The sequence below is a fragment of the Geobacter sp. genome, from assembly GCF_027327745.1.
In the GTDB taxonomy this organism is placed as follows: domain Bacteria; phylum Desulfobacterota; class Desulfuromonadia; order Geobacterales; family Geobacteraceae; genus Geobacter.
Map to the genome: position 1 here is coordinate 62371 of NZ_DAHVYG010000023.1, position 22319 is coordinate 84689.

At 55.4% G+C, this 22319-nt stretch carries 22 protein-coding genes, 1 tRNA gene and 1 riboswitch; of the genes, 16 read left to right on the forward strand and 7 right to left on the reverse strand.

The window, feature by feature from the left end; all coding sequences use genetic code 11:
* The first annotated feature begins 3 nt into the window (after positions 1 to 3).
* Together M6689_RS04360 and M6689_RS04365 are read left to right on the forward strand one after the other, a co-directional pair.
* Positions 4 to 339, forward strand: a complete 336-nt coding sequence (locus M6689_RS04360) for an STAS domain-containing protein (RefSeq protein ID WP_039743050.1) — start codon at positions 4 to 6, stop codon at positions 337 to 339.
* A gap of 15 nt (positions 340 to 354) precedes the next feature.
* Complete coding sequence (locus tag M6689_RS04365) at positions 355 to 786, forward strand: ATP-binding protein (RefSeq protein WP_298268269.1); 432 nt, start codon at positions 355 to 357, stop codon at positions 784 to 786.
* Positions 787 to 807: 21 nt separating this feature from the next.
* Here the strand turns inward: M6689_RS04365 and lgt are convergent, their stop codons facing one another.
* Complete coding sequence (gene lgt, locus M6689_RS04370) at positions 808 to 1587, reverse strand: prolipoprotein diacylglyceryl transferase (protein WP_298268271.1); 780 nt, start codon at positions 1585 to 1587, stop codon at positions 808 to 810.
* Between the two features lie 115 nt (positions 1588 to 1702).
* Positions 1703 to 1889: riboswitch (M-box (ykoK) riboswitch) on the forward strand.
* A gap of 63 nt (positions 1890 to 1952) precedes the next feature.
* Here lgt and M6689_RS04375 point away from each other — a divergent pair.
* On the forward strand, positions 1953 to 3233 hold the full coding sequence (locus M6689_RS04375) for a CBS domain-containing protein (protein WP_298268273.1): 1281 nt from the start codon (positions 1953 to 1955) through the stop codon (positions 3231 to 3233).
* 27 nt (positions 3234 to 3260) lie between these two features.
* Complete coding sequence (locus M6689_RS04380; RefSeq protein ID WP_298268275.1) at positions 3261 to 4559, forward strand: Nramp family divalent metal transporter; 1299 nt, start codon at positions 3261 to 3263, stop codon at positions 4557 to 4559.
* A gap of 574 nt (positions 4560 to 5133) precedes the next feature.
* On the opposite strand, the gene M6689_RS04385 is transcribed toward M6689_RS04380, so the two are convergent.
* Genes M6689_RS04385 through M6689_RS04410 form a run of 6 tightly spaced genes read right to left on the reverse strand, consistent with a single transcriptional unit; the run spans position 5134 to position 10529 of the window.
* Positions 5134 to 5667 carry a DUF4124 domain-containing protein gene (locus M6689_RS04385; protein ID WP_298268277.1) on the reverse strand — a complete coding sequence of 178 codons (534 nt, stop codon included), beginning with the start codon at positions 5665 to 5667 and terminating at the stop codon, positions 5134 to 5136.
* A gap of 32 nt (positions 5668 to 5699) precedes the next feature.
* Positions 5700 to 6044 (reverse strand): histidine triad nucleotide-binding protein, encoded by a 345-nt coding sequence (locus M6689_RS04390; protein WP_298268279.1) that lies wholly within the window; start codon positions 6042 to 6044, stop codon positions 5700 to 5702.
* Positions 6022 to 8196 carry an AAA family ATPase gene (locus M6689_RS04395; protein ID WP_298268281.1) on the reverse strand — a complete coding sequence of 725 codons (2175 nt, stop codon included), beginning with the start codon at positions 8194 to 8196 and terminating at the stop codon, positions 6022 to 6024. Before M6689_RS04395 ends, M6689_RS04390 begins: the two co-directional genes overlap by 23 nt.
* Positions 8196 to 9326, reverse strand: coding sequence for a DNA repair exonuclease (locus M6689_RS04400; RefSeq protein ID WP_298268283.1), 1131 nt, complete (start codon positions 9324 to 9326; stop codon positions 8196 to 8198). Before M6689_RS04400 ends, M6689_RS04395 begins: the two co-directional genes overlap by 1 nt.
* Positions 9323 to 10087: a TlyA family RNA methyltransferase gene (locus M6689_RS04405; protein WP_298268285.1), complete on the reverse strand. Its 765-nt coding sequence runs from the start codon at positions 10085 to 10087 to the stop codon at positions 9323 to 9325. The genes M6689_RS04400 and M6689_RS04405 overlap by 4 nt, the downstream gene beginning before the upstream one ends.
* A gap of 1 nt (position 10088) precedes the next feature.
* Positions 10089 to 10529, reverse strand: coding sequence for a helix-turn-helix transcriptional regulator (locus tag M6689_RS04410; RefSeq protein WP_298268287.1), 441 nt, complete (start codon positions 10527 to 10529; stop codon positions 10089 to 10091).
* A 224-nt stretch (positions 10530 to 10753) separates the two neighbouring features.
* Here M6689_RS04410 and M6689_RS04415 point away from each other — a divergent pair, with 224 nt between their 5' ends.
* From M6689_RS04415 to M6689_RS04470, 12 genes are all read left to right on the forward strand, one after another.
* Positions 10754 to 11098 (forward strand): hypothetical protein, encoded by a 345-nt coding sequence (locus tag M6689_RS04415; RefSeq protein ID WP_298268289.1) that lies wholly within the window; start codon positions 10754 to 10756, stop codon positions 11096 to 11098.
* Positions 11079 to 11504, forward strand: a complete 426-nt coding sequence (locus M6689_RS04420; RefSeq protein WP_298268291.1) for a response regulator — start codon at positions 11079 to 11081, stop codon at positions 11502 to 11504. Before M6689_RS04415 ends, M6689_RS04420 begins: the two co-directional genes overlap by 20 nt.
* A gap of 99 nt (positions 11505 to 11603) precedes the next feature.
* A tRNA-Leu gene (locus tag M6689_RS04425) sits at positions 11604 to 11690 on the forward strand.
* Between the two features lie 700 nt (positions 11691 to 12390).
* A complete protein-coding gene (locus tag M6689_RS04430; protein ID WP_298268293.1) occupies positions 12391 to 12717 on the forward strand; it encodes a helix-turn-helix domain-containing protein in 327 nt (108 codons plus the stop codon).
* 222 nt (positions 12718 to 12939) lie between these two features.
* Positions 12940 to 14040 (forward strand): DNA cytosine methyltransferase, encoded by a 1101-nt coding sequence (locus tag M6689_RS04435; protein ID WP_298268295.1) that lies wholly within the window; start codon positions 12940 to 12942, stop codon positions 14038 to 14040.
* Positions 14033 to 16999, forward strand: coding sequence for an ATP-binding protein (locus tag M6689_RS04440; protein ID WP_298268297.1), 2967 nt, complete (start codon positions 14033 to 14035; stop codon positions 16997 to 16999). Before M6689_RS04435 ends, M6689_RS04440 begins: the two co-directional genes overlap by 8 nt.
* Positions 16992 to 18629 (forward strand): response regulator receiver domain, encoded by a 1638-nt coding sequence (locus M6689_RS04445; protein WP_298268299.1) that lies wholly within the window; start codon positions 16992 to 16994, stop codon positions 18627 to 18629. The genes M6689_RS04440 and M6689_RS04445 overlap by 8 nt, the downstream gene beginning before the upstream one ends.
* Positions 18630 to 18699: 70 nt before the next feature.
* Complete coding sequence (locus tag M6689_RS04450) at positions 18700 to 19137, forward strand: very short patch repair endonuclease (RefSeq protein WP_298268301.1); 438 nt, start codon at positions 18700 to 18702, stop codon at positions 19135 to 19137.
* 117 nt (positions 19138 to 19254) lie between these two features.
* Positions 19255 to 19905, forward strand: a complete 651-nt coding sequence (locus M6689_RS04455) for a hypothetical protein (RefSeq protein WP_298268303.1) — start codon at positions 19255 to 19257, stop codon at positions 19903 to 19905.
* Positions 19906 to 19927: 22 nt separating this feature from the next.
* On the forward strand, positions 19928 to 21580 hold the full coding sequence (locus M6689_RS04460; protein WP_366949724.1) for a site-specific DNA-methyltransferase: 1653 nt from the start codon (positions 19928 to 19930) through the stop codon (positions 21578 to 21580).
* 10 nt (positions 21581 to 21590) lie between these two features.
* Positions 21591 to 21920, forward strand: a complete 330-nt coding sequence (locus tag M6689_RS04465; protein ID WP_298268307.1) for a nucleotidyltransferase domain-containing protein — start codon at positions 21591 to 21593, stop codon at positions 21918 to 21920.
* 139 nt (positions 21921 to 22059) lie between these two features.
* Positions 22060 to 22319, forward strand: a 260-nt coding sequence (locus M6689_RS04470; protein WP_298268309.1) for a DUF559 domain-containing protein, incomplete at its 3' end; no start/stop codon positions are given.

Genomic DNA, 22319 nt, shown 5'->3' on the forward strand with positions numbered 1-22319 from the left:
GCCATGAATATGAAGATCGAAGAAAAGAACGAAATCCTGATCATCTTCGTCAAGGAGGAGCGACTCGACGCCCACAACTCCAACGACCTGAAGGCGAAGATGCAGGAACTCTTCGAGGGGGGAAGGAAGAATCTGCTGGTGGACCTGACGGATGTGCGGTTCATTGACAGCTCTGGGCTCGGCGCCCTCGTTTCCGGCTTCAAGAACGCGATTTCCCACCAGGGAAGCCTGAAGCTCGCCAGCCTCCAACCCCAGGTAAAATCAATGTTCGAACTGACGAGACTTCACCGGGTCTTCGAGATCTTCGGCTCAACGGCGGAAGCGCTGGACAACTTCTAGGAGTGCGAGGGGGACATGGACAGGAACTCTATCGAGGTTGACATCAAGGTGCCGAATCAGACCCGTTACCTGAGCCTCATCGGGAGGATCGGCGAGGACCTTGCCAAGGAAATCGACCGCTTCGACGGCGACCGCGAAACCCTCGCCTATCATCTGAATCTCGTGCTGACCGAGGCGATGGTGAACGCCATCAAGCATGCCAACGCCAACGACCCGGACAAAATGGTGCATGTGTATATCACCATCTCCGACGAAGACATCCTCATCATCAAGGTCTATGACGCCGGCCAGGGGTTCGACATCAACGCCATCCCCCCCCCGGACTTCAACGCCCTGGAAGACCGGGGACGAGGGATCTTCATCATCAAGTCGCTGATGGATACGGTGAAATACGAGCGGATCAACGGGGGAAACGTCCTGGAGATGACCAAGAGCCTTCGCTGCTGACGGAGGGAGCGGGGAAATCTCCTATTTTTTTGCCCTGCGGCTCACTACAACCACCATCGCCGCGCCAAGCAGAAACATGGGAAAGCTCAGGAGCTGCCCCATGGAAAACGGGCCGAGCAGGAAACCCAACTGGGCATCGGGCTCCCGGAAAAACTCGACGAAAAACCGAAACAGCCCGTACATTGCGACAAAGGTCCAGAAAACCGCGCCGGCAGGCAGTTTTTTCCGCCCCACTGCCGCCAGGATGGCAAAGAGCACCGGCCCCTCAAGAAACGCCTCGTACAGCTGCGACGGGTGCCGCGGCACCCCGCCGCCACCGGGAAAGACAATCCCCCAGGGGACATCGGTCGCCCGGCCGTAGAGCTCCCCGTTGATGAAGTTGCCGAGCCGGCCGAGACCGAGCCCCACCGGAGCCGCAGGCACACAGAGATCGGCCAGAGTGAAGAAACCGATCCCCTTCTTCCTCGCCGCAAGGATTCCCGCCACGACGACCCCCATGAGCCCCCCGTGGAACGACATCCCCCCTTCCCACACCGCAAATACCTTCAGTGGATGGGCAAGGTAGTACGGTAAGTTGTAAAAGACGATGTAGCCCAGACGCCCCCCCAGAATAACCCCGAGGGCCAGGCTGAAGATGATGTCCGCCACGTCGTCCTTCGTGAAGGGGAGTCCCATGCGCTTCGCTCCGCGCTTGAGAATTAAATAGGACGCAATGAACCCAAGGATGTACATGAGGCCGTACCAACGGAACTCCAGGGGTCCCAGGCGGAAAAAAACCGGGTCGATGTGGGGAAAGGGCATAACGATCCTCGCTGGCAAGAAAATCAGCCTACCGTAACAACAAAACCCCCACCTGTCAATCTGTCGTCCGGTACGTCTCCCGATTGACAAATCAGCGGTGGACCGCTATAAAAGGGATATTCCTCGTTAGGAAGAGGCGTTGACACAAACAGAGGCTACTGCCCAGAAACGTCGAAAGACGCCAATGTGGTAGAACAGGTCTGGCCGGATTAAGGCTTTACCCAAGGTAGCTGGTGCGATCCCCGGAAGGGGGAATCAAGACCTACGTTGTGCCATGCCGAAACTCAACCAGGGGGAAAGCCGCGCGCATGCGTTCGCAGGGGCCTTTTCTCCCGGGAAAGGCCTTTTTTCGTGGGGAGGACGCCATGAATGCCACTGCGCTCGTCAACGAGCTTTACCTGAGTTCGGTCCTGGACCGGACCGTCATCAATGACCAGGGGCAGGAAGTGGGCAAGCTCTGGGACCTGATCATGGTGCCGGGTGAAGTCTTCCCCGAGGTCTCCCATCTCCTTGTGAAGGACGGCAAGACGGTCATCGCCATCCCGTGGCGGGAAATTACCCTCTTCACCCCCTTCGTCATCTCCGCGGCGGCTCCCATGGAGAGGCTGCTCAGGCAGAAATACCTCCCCCAGGATGGCGACATCCTTCTGAGACGGGACATTCTCGACAAGCAGATCGTCGATGTGGACGGCGCCAAGGTGGTACGGGTCAACGACCTGAAACTCGGCAACCGGCGCGACCTCCTCTGCGTCTTTTCCGTCGACATCGGGTTCCGGGGGCTGCTGCGCCGGCTCGGGCACGAGCGCCTGGGGGAGAGAATCGCCCGCATGCTCAGCCGCGAGATTCCGCACCAGGAAATCAGCTGGGAGTTCGTGCAGCCGCTGGAGGCGAACACATCGCGGCTCGCCCTCACCATGGCCCGCGGCCAGATGGCCGACATGCACCCGGCCGACATCGCGAGCATCATCTCCCAGCTCTCCCACAAGCATATCCAGACCGTCCTCATCTCCCTCGACATGGAAACGGCCGGCGAGGCGATCCACGAACTGGAACCCGAGCTCCGCAGCCGGGTCATGAGCCAGCTCGACAGCGAGCAGGCCTCCGACATCCTGGAGGAGATGGCCCCCGACGAAGCCGCCGACGTTCTCGGCGACCTCCCGGAGGAGAAGGCCAAGGAACTGCTGGATCTGATGGACGAGGAGGAGGCGGAGGATATCCAGGAACTGCTGGTGCACGAAGAGAACACCGCCGGCGGCCTCATGAACAGCGAATACCTGGCAGTCTCCGAAACGGCGACGGTCGATGAGACCCTGGCGGAAATCAGACGGCTTGCCCCCGAGATCGAGATGGTCTACTACGCCTACATCCTCGACGCCGACGAGCACCCCCGCGGAGTCGTGAGTCTCAAGGAGCTCCTGACCCATCCGGGCGAGACCCCTGTCGCCGAAATCATGACCACGAGCCTCAAGACGGTCAGGGTCGAATCTGAGCCCGAGGAGGTCCTGGAGCTGATCGCCAAGTACAACCTGATTGCCGTGCCGGTCCTTGACGACGAGGGGAAAATGGCCGGCATCGTCACCGTGGACGACACCCTGGAGCTCTTTCTTCCCTACGCCCTGCGCCGTCGCCGCTACCATCACCACTGATCAGTTGCCACACGAGAGTCTGCTGCCATGTTTACCGGAATCAGCCTGTTCAAGCTCTTCAAACCGCTGCGCAAGGTTACCTTCAAGAACGCCCTCATGTTCCTCGCCATCCTGGGACCCGGCGTAATCACCGCCAACGTCGACAACGACGCCGGCGGCATCACCACCTATTCCCTCGCCGGCGCCCACTACGGCACCTCGCTTCTCTGGCTCATGCTCCCCACCACCGTCGCCTTGGTGGTGATCCAGGAGATGTGCGCCCGCATGGGGGCCGTGACCGGCAAAGGGCTTTCGGATCTGATCCGGGAATCGTTCGGCGTAAAAGTCACCTTCTACGTCATGATCGCGCTCTTCCTCACCAACATGGGGAACTCGGTCTCCGAGTTTGCCGGCATCGCGGCCAGCCTCGAAATCTTCGGCATCAGCAAATATCTCTCGGTGCCGGTGAGCGCCCTGCTGGTATGGCTCCTCATCGTGAAGGGCTCCTACAAGGTCGTGGAGAAGGTATTCCTCGTGGCCTGCATGGTCTACATCGCCTACCCCATCGCCGCGTTCATGGCGGCGCCCCGCTGGGGAGAGATCCTCACCGCCACCGTCACCCCCACCTTCAGGACCGATGGGGGGTACCTGATCACCATGATCGGCGTGGTCGGCACCACCATCGCCCCCTGGATGCAGTTTTACCAGCAGTCCGCCGTCGTCGAAAAAGGCATCACCATCGACCAGTACAGCTTCTCCCGGCTCGACGTCATCGTGGGGTGCGTCATGGCGATCGTCGTCGCCTTCTTCATCGTCGTCGCCTGCGCCGCCACCATTAACGTTCAGGGTCTCCGCGTGGAAACCGCCGCCGATGCGGCCCTTGCCCTGAAGCCGCTGGTCGGCAAGCACGCGGCTGCCCTTTTCGCCTTCGGTCTCTTCAACGCCTCGCTTTTCGCCGCCTGCATCCTGCCACTCTCCACCTCCTATTACATCTGCGAAGGAATGGGGTGGGAATCGGGCATCGACAAGGATTTTCGCAAGGCTCCGCAGTTTTTCTGGCTCTTCACCATCATCATCGTCCTGAGCGCCCTCATCATCCTGATTCCCAACGCCCCGCTCATCACCATCATGTTCGTCTCCCAGGTGGTCAATGGCGCCGTACTCCCCTTCGTGCTCGTCTTCATGCTCAAGCTGATCAACGACCGCCACCTGATGGGAAGCTACACCAACGGCCCCACATTCAACGCCATCGCCTGGCTGACGGTCATCACCATGATCATCCTGACGCTGATCATGACCCTGGACATGCTCATGCCCGGCTTTCCGGGAAGGCTGCTGGGACGGTGACCCTCTAGAAAAACCGCGCCGCACAACCTCTTGCAATCACAGTGTAAACTAAAAACTTTCCACTCCCCTTGACAGCCGTGCGTGGGACGGTAAACTTCAGAAAAACGGAATGGTTCTTTGAGAATTGCTCTGGGAATCAGGTACTAACCGGTTGAGGGACCTGACGGTTAACCCATGACATCCCCTACGAGTTCAGACGCAGTGCGCATGACCTCACGCAAGGTAAGCCTGAAGCGTCTTTCTCGGAAAAAAGTTTTTAAAAGGTCAGAGGGTCCAGCGGTTATACGGATGTTCCGGAGCAAATTAACTTTTTAGTTGGCGTACAGGGAATGACGCATGGCCGCGTACATCTTCTCCGTCAGGCGCGTAACAACCGCATGACAAAGGGGATGTCGGGGAGAAAGCCCCTCCAAAACGGTCCAACAGGAGCGTTTTGGGAGGACTCATCGACGGCATCCACCGACGGAGACGAGGAAGCATCCCCGCTGAAAACGTCAATTAAAACAGGAAAAGCCCGGAGTGGTTCTCCGGGCTTTTCGTTTTAGCGGGCCTGCGGCAACTGCCGGGTACGGGATCATCGCAGTTCCGGCGGGACTCCCGCTTTTCGGGCGCTTTCGGTGAGGGCGTCAAGCTTCCCCCTGAGATCGGTCAATTTCTCTTCAAGCCTCTTCACATCAAGCTGCAGCCCCAGATACTCCCCACGGCTCATGTTGACCGGATTGGCGATTTTTGCCTTCCGCTCGGCGACCTCGCCTTCGTTCGCCTTGATTTGACTTCGGAGCTTGGCAAATTCCGTCTTCCACGCATCTTCATCCTTGCCGCCGTAGACCGCTTTCTTCTTCTCCGGCTTGACCGCCTGGGGTTTTTCCCCGTCGGCCCCGCCGGTTGCTCTCTCTTTCCCCCCCTGATCGATGACGGTCTCCGTCACCTCCGGGGAAGTCGGCGTCCCCTCACGGATCACCGTGACTTTCTTGCGGTACTTCCGTGGGACTTTCCCCAGATCTTCGGCAAAGTTGACGGTTCCCCGCTCGTCAACCCACTTGTAGATGTCGGCAAAGGCAGGAACGGCGAGCAGAAGTAGCAGAGCGGTAAAAAGGTATCGAGCCATGACAAACCTCCGACTGGCACCAAGCGTGCCTCTTACCCCGGCGGCCACCCGAAATGACGTCCCGCCAGCAGGTGGAAATGGATATGGAATACCGACTGGCCCGCATCGGGATTGCTGTTCTGCACGATGCGGAAGCCGCGTTCATCCACGCCACGCTCCCGGGCAATGGCCGCGGCCGCGCGAAAAACGCGCCCCACCAACCCGTCATCATCAGGCGTGAGATCAAGGGCATTCACGATATGCTTTCTCGGGATGAGGAGCAGGTGATGCGGCGCCACGGGGTTGATATCCTCGACGGCAACGAGATCGTCATCCTCGTAGACCTTTTTCGCAGGGATCGTGCCGTCGATGATCTTACAGAAGATGCAGCTGTCCATCGGGCCTTCCTTTCGCGTCGATTCGTATCCGGTTCCAGAGATCGGAACCCTTGAGTTTGCCGTACCGTTCGTCGTGGACGAAGAGGATCACCTGGTGCTCGGCGGCGGTGAGGTTGAGTGCCGCAAGCGCCGCCGCCTTGCGCTCGTCGTCAAAATTTACCAGAGGGTCGTCGAGAAAGAAAGGCAATTTTCTCCCGCGGGAGAGGATCCCCCCGAGGGCGAGGCGGGAGACGAGGTATGCCTGATCCTGAACGCCGCAGCTGTAAAACTCGACCGGACGGAGCACGCCGTCGGCGCCGATGGCGAGGTTGAAGCCGTCGTCGAGCCGGGCTTCCCGGTAACGGCCGGCAGTGAGATTGAAGAGCTTCCCGTTGATCTCCATGGAAAGCCGCGCCAGATAGGTGGCCCGGTAATCGTCGAGCGTTTCCCTCAGAAGCTCCGCCGCAAGCCGCAGGGCACCGACCCTCTTCACGAGGCGCTCCTCGCGGGATTTGAGTTCCTCTCCCTCCTCGGCGATCGCCTCGAGATCGAGCCCCCCCCTCCGGAGCCCCACCAGCTCCTGCTCCTTGAGAAGCGCACTCTTCTCCTTCTCCCTTACCTCCCCTTCAAGCCGCCGCATCTTCTCCTCGGCGGCGACGTACTCCTCGTGGGACATGACCGGGAACCCCGCCCCCACCACACCATCCATGATCTCACGCACCACGGCCAGCTCGCGGGCAAGCTCGTTTCCCCGTGCCGACAGATTCTCGAACGGGGTCAGGACTCTCAGCGCGGCGGCAACGCGGTCCCGCTCCGCTTTAAGCTCGGCAACGCGCGCAAGATCGGCAATGATCCCCCGGGCGCCGGCGGGATCGATCGCCCCGGAATGACGTTCAAGTGCCGCTTCAAGTTCCGCCACTTCGGCGCCGAGACGGGCTATCTCGCTACCGAGGGCATCAGAGCGACCCTGCCGGCGGGATGCCTCGGTGCTCCGGGCCTGATTCACCCTGACGGCACGCAGCGCCACGATGACAGTGACAACCGCCGCCACGACAACCGCACCGTAAAAGAGACCCTTCGCCGCAAACCACGAGCCTGCCGCCACTGCCCAGCACGCAAGCGACACGAAAACGGCCGCGGCCGACACCGGTCGGGCGGTCTCGCGGGGCGCCGCATCGAACGCCGCACGCTCGTCTTCGAGATGGGCCAACCGCTCGCTGGCCGCACAGTACGCTTCGACAGACCTGGCGAAACCGTCGGGGAGCTCGACGAGGTCGGCAAACGGCGCCAGGAGAGTCTCGATCTCATCCTGCCTGGTCATGAGTGCCGCCACCTTCTCCCGTTCCTCCCGGACCCGGTCGAACTCCCCGCGAAGCGCCGTCTCCCGTGCCGCGGCCTCGTGGTGCCTCTTCACCCGCTGGAGATACTTCTCCCCTTTATCCAGGTCGGCCCTCGCCGTATCGATGAAACGGCGCAACTCCCCCAATTCCGCCTCGACCCTGGCAAGCCCCTCCCTGGCGCGGCTCGCCGTGCGCCACGCCTCGGCCAGTTCCGCCATCCGGGCCCGGATTTCCTCCAGCTCGCGATCCTTCGCTCTTCCACCGGGACGCCTGGTCAGCCCGTACAGTTCCTTTTCGAGGCTTTCGACCACCGCGTCGTAATCCATTTCGGTGTAGCCGGAAAGGAGTTGCTTGATCCTCGTGGTAAGCCCCCCGCCCCCCTCGATCTTCAGGTCCCGCTGTCCGACGGAAACGGAATTATGGAAAATATCGGCCTCGGCAAATCCCCATACTTCCTCGATCTTTCCGAGGTATTCCTCCCGCTCGCTGCTGCGCCCCGCCGGCGACACCTTTCCCTCGAACCGCCACGTCACCGTCTCGCCCCGGCGCTCCACGGCCTGAACCTTGTCGGTGAGAAAGTCCCGCGCGACGGTCATCTCGCGGTCGCCGTAGGCAAAACTCACCCGGGCCTCGCACCGCCCGCCGCCATCCCAGGGGACGAACCGCTCCTTGTCGCGACGGAATCCGAAGATCGTGCCGGAAACGGCATCGAGCAGCGTCGACTTCCCCGCCTCGTTCTTTCCCGATACCAGGTTCATTCCGGGGCGGAATGAGAATTCGGCTCCCCGGAACCGGCCGAACGCCGGAAGCTGCACGGAGGTTATCCAGAGCATCAGATCACACCTCCCCTGCCGAAGCGCCCCATGACCAGCTTCAGGGCTTCCCGGCAGAGTTCCCGCTCGGCGTCGGATTCGGCCCGGTCGAAACGGGCGTGGACCTTGCGGATGAAAAGCCCCCGGATGGAATCCTCGCGCTCCAGACGCCTCACGTGGTCGCTGTGATACAGGTCGGTCTCGTCCACGAGATCGAGCCAGGCAAACTTCCCCTGAAGCCTTCCTCCCAGGTTGGCCGCGTCGACCGGCTCTTCCACCGTGCCGCAGAGCCGCACCCGGGCGATGAGATCGGGCGATGCGAGCCGTGAAAGCTCGGCCTCCAGTGCCCCCGGCTCGGGGAAGAGGGACGCATCCACCGTCAGCTCGTCAACGACCCGCGTCTGGACCGGCACCTTCTCGACCCTGACCTCACCCTCCCCCACCTCGACGACCAGGGCGTGACGGGGACCGTTCTCACCGAACTTCTTTCCTTCCGGCGAACCGGGATAACAGGCCACGATACGCCCGCCATCCTCAAGACATGCGCTGTTATGGTAATGGCCCAGCGCGATGTAGTCGAGCCCCAGCGCCACCAGATCCGCAGCCGTGAACGGGATGTCTTTCCCGCGAATCTCCCACTCGGGGCTTCCTTTGAGCGAGCCGTGGAGGAGCCCTATGTGAATTCCGGCCCCTTCGCGACGTCTCATCGACTCCAGCGCCTCGGCGGAACGGTCGGAGCGGTAGGCGAAACCGTAGAACCAGACCGCCGTCCCCCGGATATCCATCCTGAGCGGCTCGCTCACCACCGGCTCCCGGAGGATCGCGGCGCCGGGAAACGCATGACGGTTGTACACACTCTCCGCCGGCACCACGTTGTCGTGGGTACCGGGAATCAGCACCACCCGGATGCCGCGCCCTTCCAGCCGGCCGAAGCCGTCCTGAACGCGCCCGACGGTCTCGGAGTCCACCTCGGTGGCATCGAAAAGGTCCCCCGCCACCACGAGACAGTCGACCTCGCGCTTGATGGCGAGGTTCACAATCCGGTCGAAGGTCTTGAGGAAATCGCGCTGCCGTTCCCGGGCAATCTCCCCGAAATTCCTGAGCGGAGTCCCCAAATGCAGGTCTGCGGTATGAAGAATTCTGATGGTCATGGTGATTTGATCAGATAAACAAGGAATTCACGGTTCCCCTTCGGCCCGAGGATGGGAGACTCGGTTACGCCCCGTACCGTGAGGCCGAGGGATTCTGCCAGAGCCACGACGTTTGCCACTACTTCCCGGTGCTTCCCTTCGTCGCGGACCACCCCCCCCTTGCCGACCTCCCCCCTTCCCACCTCGAACTGGGGCTTGATCAGGGCGACAACGGCGCCGCCGGGGCGCACGAGCCGCAGCGTCGGAGGAAGGACCTTGTCGAGGGAGATGAAGGAGGCGTCGATGACCGCCAGATCGGGCGATTCTCCGAGAACTGCCGGTTCCAGGTAGCGGATGTTGGTCTTCTCCAGGTTCACCACCCGCGGGTCCTGGCGGAGCTTCCAGGCCAGCTGTCCGTAGCCGACGTCGACCGCAAAGACCTTGCGGGCGCCCCGCTGGAGCAGACAGTCGGTGAACCCCCCCGTGGAGGCGCCCACGTCGATCGCCACCAGCCCCGTCACGTCGATGGCAAACTCGTCGAGGGCCCTGGCGAGCTTGAGCCCCCCCCGGCTGACATAGGGGATGTCTTCCCCCTTGAGCCGGATTTCGGCGTCGACAGGGATCCGCGCCCCCACCTTGTCGACAAGGTGATCGTTCACCACCACCTGGCCGGCCATTATGAGTGCACGGGCACGGTCGCGGGACTGAACCACACCGCGGTCCACGAGGAGCTTGTCGAGGCGCTCCCGCCCCTTTGCCGCTGGCGAGACAGGTGGGAACATATCAGGAATTGTCGTAGGAAGGGTCGTCTTCGGCGGCCAGGGGGAGCTCTCCAGCCTCCGCGGGGTAGTGCGGCTTCTTCCGCTCGGCCTTCCGGTGGCGATTGAGGACACGGATGATCTCGATGACGAGCGGCAGATCGTCGGGATGGAGCTGCCGCAGTTCCTTCCGGAGTTCCGCCTCCTTTCCCTCCGTGTCGGGCATGAGCAGACGGGCCTCGCCGACCGGGACCTCGTCACGGAAAAAATGGCCGACCGGAACTCCCAGCGCCTCGCTGAGCCCGATCAGAATCCGCAACGACGGGAGCTGCTCGCCCCGTTCGATCTTTCCGATGTACGTGTAATCAAGGCCGCCGTTCACCCGGTCTGCCAACTCCTTCTGGGTAAACCCCCTTTCGGTCCTCAATTTTTTGAGTGCACGTCCGATATCGTTGTGCAACGCCATCCCCCGCCCGCCTTAACGCAAAGCCCAATTCCGTTTCACGGTCAGGCTCTCCGACCCCGGGATTTCTTCCCGACCGAGCGCCTTCAAACCGCCAGCCGTCAACTGATATACCCTTATTCCCCCTTATGTGTCAACGCGAATCAAAATAGGATAAATGTTCATATTTTCTCTTGACACAAAAGACTGTGTATCCTATTTTTCTCAAAACCGCATCGAGGCCATCCGTGGATAAACGCTCTATTCTCAAGACATTGAACAACAGCGGTATCTGGTCCCTCATCACGGGAGACGAAATCAGGCTCTACCTCATCCTGCTGGCAGCAGCCACGGAAAACGGACAGGGAGTCCTGCCATACCGCACCATCCAGCGAGCATTAGGCATTGCCCATCACATCGGAAGGGTTTTGCTGACCTGCCTGCGCCTGCAGGAGCTCGGCCTGATCGAGCTCGAACACCGGCTTCCCCATAACCGGAATGAAATCAGGTATCGGATCAGACAACCGGTCGGAAGAAAAGGCCGGACAGCAAGGAATCGGGACGGAGACCGACATGAATCTGACCAGGAATGAAGGGGGCGGGCCGGGCGACGACTCCGGTAGCGGACGACGCATTATTGTGGTCGACGACGACCACGACGTGCTTTTTTTCGTCAAGGCCGTCCTCGACAGAGGAGGGTTTGCGGTCTCCTGTGCAGAAAACGGTGAACAGGCCCTGGAAATACTCGCGCAAGGAAACTACCAGCTAATGCTCACCGACCTGAACATGCCGGGAATGGACGGCATCGAGCTGGCGCGCAGGGCACGGGCGCTCCGGCCGGAACTGACGGTAATCATGGGGACCGGCCAGCTCTCCCCCGAGGTTCAACAGTTGGCAGCGGCGGCCGGTATCAGCGCCGTATTCGGCAAACCGTTCACCTACGACAAGCTGCTGAAGTGTCTCCGGCATCTCCGGCTGCCTCCAGGCACAGAGCGTTGAGGCAGCCGCTCTTGCCCGGATACGAGAACCCGGGTGGAAATGGCTGACAAAAATTCCTTGCAATCATCCGGCATCAATGATACTAATTTAAGTCCTCACGCCGAAGTGGTGGAATTGGTAGACACGCAAGATTCAGGTTCTTGTGCGGGAAACCGTGTGCTGGTTCGAGTCCAGTCTTCGGCACCATTTGAAAATCCAGAGCAGTATTAAGAAGTACGAAAGGCCCTGAGAAATCAGGGCTTTTTGTTTTTCCATTGTCCAAGAAAATCCGTTTTAGTATGATGAAATCCCGTTGTTTTGGGGGTAGTTTTGGGGATATACCCCCATACCCCAAAACCAGCTACCCCCACGACCTCGGTAAAACCTGGCGGTCCTATCCAGACCGGCACACGTTGCAAAGGGTAGCAGCGGCGAACAGTCCCACGCTGTAAATTCAGGGGGCGAATCGGGAAGGTGACTTCTCGCGGTGGTCAATGACCATCGGCCACGGCAGCAATAGCTGACCGTCAGGCAATCTAAAGCGGCGCGAATCCTGGCATTACGATAAGAACAACCAAGTCGGCAACTTCTCGGTTACCCATGATGCCACCAAAAGCCTCCCCATAAAGGAGGCTTTTCTTTTTTCTTCACCACTCCCTGATACCTGGCCTTTCCCGTTGACAACAATGGCAGTAAAGTGTATAAAACCGCGTAATATTAAAGTGTTATGGAGTGATTGATGATGGAGTGCAAACGTCGGGGAAATATGAGTACCGAAAGCCGCCCTTGTCAGCACGATGCTGAAGGCGGCTTTTCAGCTTGTGCTGCCGGTTGCCGTCGAGTGATGTCTTGACATTAGTAATCCAATGGATTACGGCGGGGAAACGTTAGGACAGGAGAGAAGACCATGGGAGATATGTTTGCAAGCATAAAGCGCGGGTTGGAAGAGGCCATCGCGCATCAGAAGGGGGAGAAGACCGGCATTCGGCTGTTCACGCCGGAGGAGGTCAACGTGAAGCAGGTGCGGGAGAAGACTGGCCTTACCCAAGAGCAGTTCGCGGCGACCTTCGGCATCAGTCTTGGTACGTTGCGCCACTGGGAGCGGGGGGACCGAAGGCCGCACGGCCCGGCGCTGGTCCTTCTCAACGCAGTCTCAAAGGAGCCCGGCACGGTCTTGCGGATATTGACCGGAAAAAGGACGGAGAAGAGGCAAAAGGTTGCGAGAGCGGGATGAGTGGACGGGAAAGGATTGCCCGTTTCTTCGGGGCAAGACTTTCTGTCAATGTGTAGACGCGACACCTACGCTTGCCCTCAGCCATTTCTGGGAACAGGAAATTTGTTATATATTGGGGATAATGGGTGTAATTGCTGGATTCGTCAGTACGGTAATGCTATAAACTGATGTAAAATTATCAAAGATTTCTCCTTCGATATACACAAGTTACACGGAAAAGAGATGACGAAAAGCGATCAAAATACCAAGATAGCTGTATATGATTTTTTCTGCGGCTGCGGTGGGACGAGCCGCGGATTTCAGAAAGCCGGCATGGACATCGTCTTTGCTTTGGATATTGACCGGGATGCCAAGAGTACCTTTACTAAGAACTTCCCTGAAACCGTTTTCTGCGACAGAAGCATCACAGAACTTTCGATATCCGATCTGCAGCAGTCACTAGACAATCATAAGAAAAGCTTCAAGTTGTTTTGCGGTTGTGCCCCTTGTCAGCCATTTACGAAGCAAAACACGGAAAGCCGGAAAGACGATGATCGCAGAAATTTATTGACTCATTTCGGCACTGTTATAGAAGCCTGTGAGCCGGACTTTGTGTTTGTTGAAAATGTTCCGGGGCTGCAAAAAGTGCCCAAGCATAAGCATGGACCATTCCCAGCATTTAAAGGGCTTCTACAAAAAATGGGGTATCAACTCACCTTTGGCGTTGTTGCAGCTCAAGACTATGGATCACCGCAATTACGCCGCCGGTTTGTGCTATTGGCAAGCAAACATGGTGAAATAAATATTCCCGAACCCACCCACGGTAAAGAAACTGATACTCCATACAAGACCGTCCACGATGCCATAGCTGATCTTCCCGCTATTGCTGCCGGTGAAAGTTATAGCGGTCACGATGTTCTGAATCATCGTGCTGCCATGTTGTCGGAAATTAACATGCAGAGGATTAAGGCATCTGCTCATGATGGTGGCGGTCGGAATAATTGGCCGAAGGACCTCTGGCCCGAATGCTATACCCGAAAAAACGAAGATGGTGCAACCCATTCAGGTCATACGGATTGTTACGGCCGTCTGTGGTGGAATAAACCGGCAACTGGCTTGACAACGCGCTGTATCAGTTATTCCAACGGCAGATTCGGACATCCGGAGCAGGATCGCGCCATTAGTGTCAGAGAAGCGGCGAGACTTCAAGGGTTCGATGATGAATTTGAATTTACCGGCAATCTGAACTCAATGGCGAGACAAATTGGAAACGCAGTGCCGGTGGATTTGGCCTTTGCTATGGGAAAATATTTCATAAAGCATGTTGAGGCAATAAATGGCTAAATTTAAAACTCGCGCCAGAGCGGTTGACATGCTCGGACGTCAGCAAATTGCAGACGTTTCAACTGCCATAAGTGAACTTTTCAAAAATGCCCACGATGCCTATGCCGATCATGTAGAAGTCGACTATTTCCGATCAGACAACCTGCTCGTCATTCGCGACGACGGAATCGGAATGACTAAAGAGGAGTTTGAAAACCGTTGGCTTGTCCTTGGGACAGAAAGCAAGCTTGATTCCGCGTCACATAATGAGATGTTTAGACCCGCGGAAAAGCCCAAACGAGCAATCATGGGTGAAAAAGGTATCGGTCGCTTGGCCATAGCTCTACTGGGTTCCCAGGTTTTAGTTTTAACAAGAGCAAAGAGAGGTCGTCGTTTAAGTGATTTGACCATCTGTTTCATTCACTGGGGACTTTTTGCAATCCCTTCTCTGAATTTGGATGATCTTGATTTCCCGGTTATTACGATTTCAGGTGGGTCTTTACCAAACGCAGAAGAGATTAGAGCGTTAGTTAACCAAAACCAGAATCATGTCGAATTACTGCAGGACAAATACCCGCAATGTGATTTCACGACTGTCCTTGATGAGATGAAAGACGTTCAAATCGACCCAGAAGATTTGGCTGATTTTCTGGAAGGGTTGTCATTAGCGGGAAGTGGGGCCGGAACTCATTTTTTGATCACACCTGCCAATGAAGAATTAAGGGCTGAAATAGAACGAGAACGGCAATCCAGTACAAAAGAATTCTCTAAGCTTCTGTTGGGATTCTGCAATTCAACATTCTCCACAATTACGTCACTGCCGATGGAAACTGCATTTCGCTATTGGCCTTCGGATGAAGCTAATGAGAATCTGATTGGACCAGGTGAGTTCTTCACAAAACATGACCTTGAATGTGCCGACCAATATATTCGCGGAGACATAAACGAATACGGCCAGTTTAAAGGAACCGTTCGCGTTTATGAGAAAGAATACGAGAATCATGTAATTTCATGGAATAGGGGTGCAGGGAAGGAAACGTTATGCGGTCCATTCAGCATTGAATTTGGATACCTACAGGGCAACAAAAGCGAAAGTAACGCTGACCCGGACGACTACGCAAGGATCAGCTATAAACTTGAACAAATCGGGGGCATCTACGTCTACCGCGACGGAATCAGAATACTCCCTTACGGTACTACTGATTTTGACTGGCTAAACATTGAAACCAGACGGAATAGAGGAATGACTCACTATTTTTTCTCTTACAGACGTATTTACGGTGCGGTGTGTCTGACGCGTGAAGAGAATAGCCGGTTGCAGGAAAAAGCGGGACGCGAGGGATTTCAAAAAGACAAAGTATATAGACAGCTTAAAGATATTTTGGAACACCTCTTTGTTCAGCTGGCAGCGGATTTTTTTAGAAAAGATGCTGACTTTGGCGACTACTTTCGCGAAAGAAAAACCGAGCTGGATCGATTAGAAAACGCTCGCAGGAAACGAGACAAACAAGTCGGCACAAAAAGAAAAAATCTGACAGCAGCACTCGACTCTTTTTTTCAGAGTACTTCACAAAAGATTCCCGAAGCAGAAGTAGATTCGTTGCGTCTACAAGTTCATGCGCGCATGAAGTCCGCGTCAAAAATGGATAATCCGGATGAAGCAGCCGAAGAACTCCTCGAAGCTGAAAATGAGGCAAATCGACGTTTGGCTGAAATTCGACGCAGTTATCAGATTGCTAAACCAAGAGGCGTAGGGCTCACAAAACAGCTTGAGCGAGACTGGGCAGCATATCAACGTGAGCAAGAACGTTTAGAAACCGAGCTGTTTTCGCCCTTCTCCAAGGAAGTCGCAGAAACCTTAGGCATAATGGCAGAAGAGGCACGTATCTATATTGATCAGCGCCGTCGCTTGAAAAGCCTGATTGATCAGGTTGCGAAGAATCGAGAGACAGAAGTCAAATCAGAAGCTGGCTTGCTAGAGAAAGCAGCGACCGATACTCGCCGTGTAGCAATTGATACAGCCAGAAACGCGATTCAGGAATTCAGAAACATTGTGAAAAAGGTGGAGATAGACTTTGCAGAGCAGGACTTTGTAGATATATCCCCGCAACATGCTGAAGAAATCCGGCAAATGTATGAGCTTCGAATTGAAGAGGTTGGACAAAGGAACACGGAATCACTTGGGCGGGTTCGTGAAATGCTCACAAGTATTGCTGAAAACATGGAGCAAAAAGCAGAGACCGGGCACCTCGATATGATTGAGGCTATGGATACGGAGTTACAAAATCTCAAGGAACAGGCCGATACCGATGCAGAACTTGTCCAGCTAGGCTTAGCTGTTGCAGTGATTAACCATGAGTTCGTAGCCGCAATAAAAGGGATTCGGCACAAACTCCGCGAACTTGGTTCTTGGGCAAGAGCAAATGACGACTTAGTTCCTCTTTATCAAGAAATAAGAACCAATTTTGACCACCTTGACGCTCATCTAAATTTATTCACTCCTTTGCAACGTCGGCTGCAACGTAAACGAACAATAATCAAAGGCAGCGAGATTAACCACTATGTTAGGACATTATTCAACGTTCGATTTAAAAGACATGATATCGAATTGATAGTCACTCAGGACTTTATTGACTCTGAGGTCACTGGATACCCATCCACAATATATCCCGTTTTTGTCAACATCATTGATAACGCTGTATTCTGGCTCAAAGATATTCAAGAACAGCGAATCATAACCTTAGACTTTTCGGGGGATGCCTACCTCATAAGCAACAACGGGCCAGCTATTCATAACAGGGATATTGAAGCTATTTTTGAACAGGGATTCTCACGTAAGCCTGGAGGAAGAGGGCTTGGTTTATTCATCTCCAAAAAAGCTCTACGAAAAGAAGGCATGGATTTGGATGTTGCGCAGTCAGGAAGCAAGGAACGCGGGGCAACTTTTGAAATTTTGTGTCCGGGGGGATTAGATGAGTAATGCATTGACGATGGATAGCTTTTCGAGAGCTGCTGTCGAGGATTTCGTCCAAACAGTAGTCTTTGTTGACGACAAAATCTACGCGCCCTCGCCCACAGGTACGGTTATAGAGGAGAAGAAAGCCTCTGGTCCCAAAGTCAGGAAACCTGCCACAAAAATTGCAGAGGAAAAAATTCCCAATGTTTCAGATGATGCCTCCGAAGCGCCAGTAGAAGTTCCCCCATTTTCCCCTCACGACATTCAAGCCAGCTTTGCCAAAAAACGTATTGTCTGCTCATTGCACCAACCCATCAAAAAAAATTCCGTAGGCATAGAATCAGACACTTACAAGCTATGTGCATCTGCAGATATTGTAATTGTTGATTGGGATCTTCACGGTGATGCCGGCGAAAAAGCGAAAACTCTTATTGAAAATTTGGTTCTACAAAGCTTGCAAGAAGACCCACACCAGTTAAGACTGGTCTTGGTCTACACCGACAATCCAAACCTTTTTGACATTGCGGATAAGGTATCCGAGAAACTGACGGCTAAACTAACTGATAAAATCGAACACAAAGCTGCAGATAAAGGGCTTGCATTTCACACTTTAAATGCACGCGTCGTTGTACTGGGAAAACCGGCAAGCAGACCTGATCAATTCAAACCATTTGAAGTGAATGAAGCTGAATTAGCAGACAGAGCAGTTTCTGAATTCTGCAAGCTGACTGATGGTTTGCTGCAGGGCGGCATCCTGATGGGTCTTGCTACAATCAGAAAGCAAAGTCGGAAAATTCTGACCAAGTTTCATTCGGGATTAGATGCAGCGTTTCTGACCCACCGCGCACTGAGTCTGCCACACGAAGAGGCTTTTGATCACATAACTCCTTTGCTCGTTGCGGAAATTCAGGCCGTTCTTGAAGACACCCTGGGATCTCCTCTTTTCCCCGACTCGGTCGTAGATGACTGGTGCAACCGGGCAGACTTGGGAAAACATGCCGAAGCTTTAATACATGGAGCTGCAATAAAAAGCTTTGCAGCTGATTTCTGCCGGTTTGGCTACGAAGCTACTAGCAGACACCAACTGAATCCAACTCCATCAAAGAAGCAACTTCAATCTTTACTTTGCCCGGATGATAAGAGCGCACCACCGCAGCCAGACATGTCAACCATGGAACAACTGGCAGTATTGATGAGCCAAAGAACACATTACGATAACCAAAGACGGTTTCTTAAGTTGGGTGCAATATTAAGGGAGAGTAAAGGCAAGAAGCGTTACCTTTTATGTCTTCAACCCCTTTGTGATAGCGTTCGGCTGACAGGAAGTAATCCATTTCTTTTTTGCTATTTGGACGAGTCTCCTAAAAAAGCCACTCATATTGTTCCCGCCGGGAATAACCACTGCGAATTACTTCTGAATCCAACTAAAGAAAATAGAGCAGTCATTGAGTTCTCCGCCAACCATAAGAAAAGGGTCGCTGCAGATGGAAATACTGACTCTGGATATCTGTTCTCGGATGACAAGAAAAATGAATATCAATGGATCGCACAGCTTAAACCTGAACATGCCCAGCGAGCTGCAGAACAATTTGCCAGAGAGTTAAGCCGCGTTGGACTTACTGAATCAGAATGGCTTAGATTGAAAGCGTCATAAAGGAAAGAACATAAATGGGGCGAGGAAAATGAGGTCACACATATCAGTCTTAAGGTATCTGTAATCTATAATGATAACAACAAAACCTTCTGCGCAGAAAAGCCGAATGATGAGCAAGGTCAGGACAAAAGGGACTTCTCCCGAACTGGCCCTTCGATCTGCACTGCATTCAGCGGGTTTCCGCTTTCGGCTTCACCGCAAAGACCTCCCCGGCAAACCAGATATTGTCCTTCCAAGGTTCAAATGCGTCATTTTCGTTCACGGTTGTTTCTGGCACCATCACGAAGGATGCATTAAATCAAAAATGCCCAAGACAAATGTAGAATTCTGGCAGAACAAAATCCAAGCAAACGTGACGCGTGACAAAACCAATCAGAACGATTTGGCAAAACTTGGTTGGCAGGCTCTTGTTGTATGGGAATGCGACATAAAGAAAGATGTTAACACCGTGGTAAAGAACGCCATAGATGAAATTCTGAAGGCAAATCGGGACCGACAGAGAATCTAGCTAGAATCTAGCGGGACGGGGAATCTAGCGGAACGTAGTTGATTTGTTAGAAGAGGGAAAAGAGTTCATCCGTTTTGAAGAAATTTCTCTGTTCCGTGACAAGAGAAGGCTAGCCTTATGCACATCGACCCGCACCACATCTCCCTCGCCGCAAAATCCTGGAGCCCCATCCACAGGGACGACCCGGGCCACTACGTTTCCACGATCCACATCGACATCCTCTACGGCGATGACCGGGAAATGATCGGCCAAGCCAAGGTTTTCGAAGTCAAAATGGACCAGATCATTAATGATGATGCATGGGCATTGTTCGAGATCTTCGATGGGCACTCCACCGACCTGAGCAACCTCTACGAAGAGTTGTTCGAGAATGATGAGCTTATTCCCGCCGTAGCAGACGAACTCATCGATTACGCCAATGTCGTATTGATCAAGTCGATTCTCCTGATGCCGGAGTATCGCGGGCAGGGGTTAGGCGGCATCCTGGCCTTGGCGATTGCCGAGCGATTCGATGAGCGGGATATTGTGGCGCTGAAGCCGTGGCCGATGACTGCCGATGATCCCGAGAACGTGGCCGGGGTGTGGGAGCTGCCGCGATTGTCGCAAGCCGAGCAGAAGACGATTGCCGGAAAGCTTCGCAAAAGCTATCAGAAGGCTGGATTCAAGCCGCTCTTCAGGGGGAGCGAACACCTTTTCCTCACGCATTTGCGGCATCCGACGGCAAAGCAGTTGATCGACAACGGAACGAAAAAACAGACAACCGGCTGATTACGAGTAGTTAGAGGAGTTTATGCCTGTCCTTACCTGGCTAACAAGAGAAAATGACCTGAAACTGGCGCAGAATGCGCCGTACCGGCTTCTGGAGGAAGTATCGGAGCTTTCATATTGTGCCCCCTCTCCCCAACCCTCTCCCACAAGGGGCGAGGGAGCAAGTAACGTTCCCCCTCCCTCGATGGGAGGGGGTGAGGGGGAGGGTGCAAAGCTGGTTTGCGCCGAAAATATGCTGATCCATGGCGATAACCTTGATACCCTCAAAGCGCTTCTGCCATACTATGCCGGGCAGGTGAAGTGCATCTACATTGACCCTCCCTATAACACCCGTTCCGCCTTCGAGCATTACGACGACAACCTGGAGCACAGCCAGTGGCTGGCGATGATCTACCCGCGCCTGGAGCTCTTGCGGGATCTGCTTGCCGAGGAGGGAAGCATCTGGGTGTCTATCGACGACAACGAGGGGCATTACCTCAAGGTGATCATGGATGAAGTGTTCGGGCGGCGGAATTTTGTGGCGAATGTGCTTTGGCAGAAACGCACTTCTCCAGAAGCTCGGTTGGCACTTGGTGCTGCCCATGACCACATACTCGTTTATGGGAAGGACGCCGAAAAAACTAAACTCAATAAGCTCTCAGTAACAGAAGAGCAAGCTTCAAACTACAAAAACCCCGACAATGACCCGAGAGGTCCTTGGGCGTCCTCCGACTTCACCGCGCAAGGATGGCGTCCAAACCAAATGTACAAAATCATAACCCCTGGTGGAGCCGAGTATGAGCCTCCCGGCGGAAGGTGCTGGGGGAATATCGAACCAGAGTTCATGCGCCTAAAAGAAGAAGGCCGTATATGGTTTGGCAAGGGTGGTAAAGCTAGACCTCGTGTGAAGACATTCTTGTCTGAAGTACAAGGTATAAGCGCTTGGACATGGTGGACAAACAAAGAAGTTGGGCACAATCAGGAGTCGAAGAAAGAGATTAACCAACTTTTTGGAACATCCGACGCCTTTGATACTCCGAAACCGGAAAGATTGCTCCGGCGCATCATAGAGCTATCCACCAACCCCGGCGACCTCGTCCTCGACTCCTTCCTCGGTTCCGGCACTACCGCCGCCGTTGCCCATAAGATGGGGCGCCGCTACATCGGCATCGAGATGGGTGAGCACGCCGTGACCCACTGCGCGCCGCGCCTGAAGAAGGTGATCGAAGGCGAGCAGGGCGGGATTTCCCAAGCTGTAAACTGGCAGGGGGGCGGAGGCTATCGCTTCTACCGGCTCGGCGAGGCGATTTTCGATGAATACGGCCGGATCAACCGTGCCATAACCTTCCGCACCCTGGCGGCCCATGTCTGGTTCTGCGATACGCGGACGCCGTGGGCTGCCCCCTCTCCCCGGCCCTCTCCCACCGGGGGAGAGGGAGAAACACCAAGGGCGAAGCATGCTTCGCCCCTACTGGGTATCCACAACGGCGTTGGCTACTACCTCCTGTTCAACGGCATCCTCGGAGACAAGCGCCCGGACGGCGGCAATGTGCTGACCGGCAAGCTCCTGGAAATCCTCCCTCCCCACGACGGACCGAAGGTGATCTACGGCGAGACCTCGCGCCTGAGCAGCGAGCGGCTGCGCCGGGAAAACATCACCTTCCGGCAGATCCCTTACGATATCAAGGCACGATAGGAGCTGATTCATGGGCGAACTGGACAAGGCACTCATTGAAGAACTCAAGCAGCGTCTCCCGGTGGAGGTAAAGCAGCACATACGGCGGATGATCATGTACGGCTCACGGGCGCGGGGGGACGCAACGGAGGATTCGGACCTCGATCTCGTCGCTCTGGTGGACGAGAAGACCCCGGCACTTGAGCAGGCTCTCGACGAAATTGCCTACAACGTCATGTGGGACCACGACTTCAAGCCGATCATCTCGCTCAAGGTTTTTTCAGAGGAACGGTTCCGGAGCGCCGTGGTCAAGGGGCTTTCCTACTACCGCAACGTGGAGCGGGAGGGGGTGACGGTATGACGGACCCTCTCGCCATCCCTCTCTTATAAGGGGCCCCCCACCACCCCGGCCCTCCCCCACAGCGGGGGGAGGGAGTAATTATTTTCCCCCTCCCTTCGATGGGAGGGGGCTAGGGGGAGGGTGAGAAGGTGAAACAGCAATGCCGCTGAACCTTACCGAAACGGCACGAAACCTGAGAAAAGAAGCGACAGACGCAGAAAAACTGCTCTGGAAGCATCTGCGCACAAAGCAGATCGAAGGGCTTAAGTTCCGACGTCAGGAGCAGATCAGCAGGTTCATCGCCGACTTCGTCTGTTACGAGCGAACCCTGATCATTGAAGCCGACGGCGGGCAGCATGCACTTGAGAGGGAAAAGGACGATGAAAGAACTGCGTGGCTGAATTCGCAGGGATTTACGGT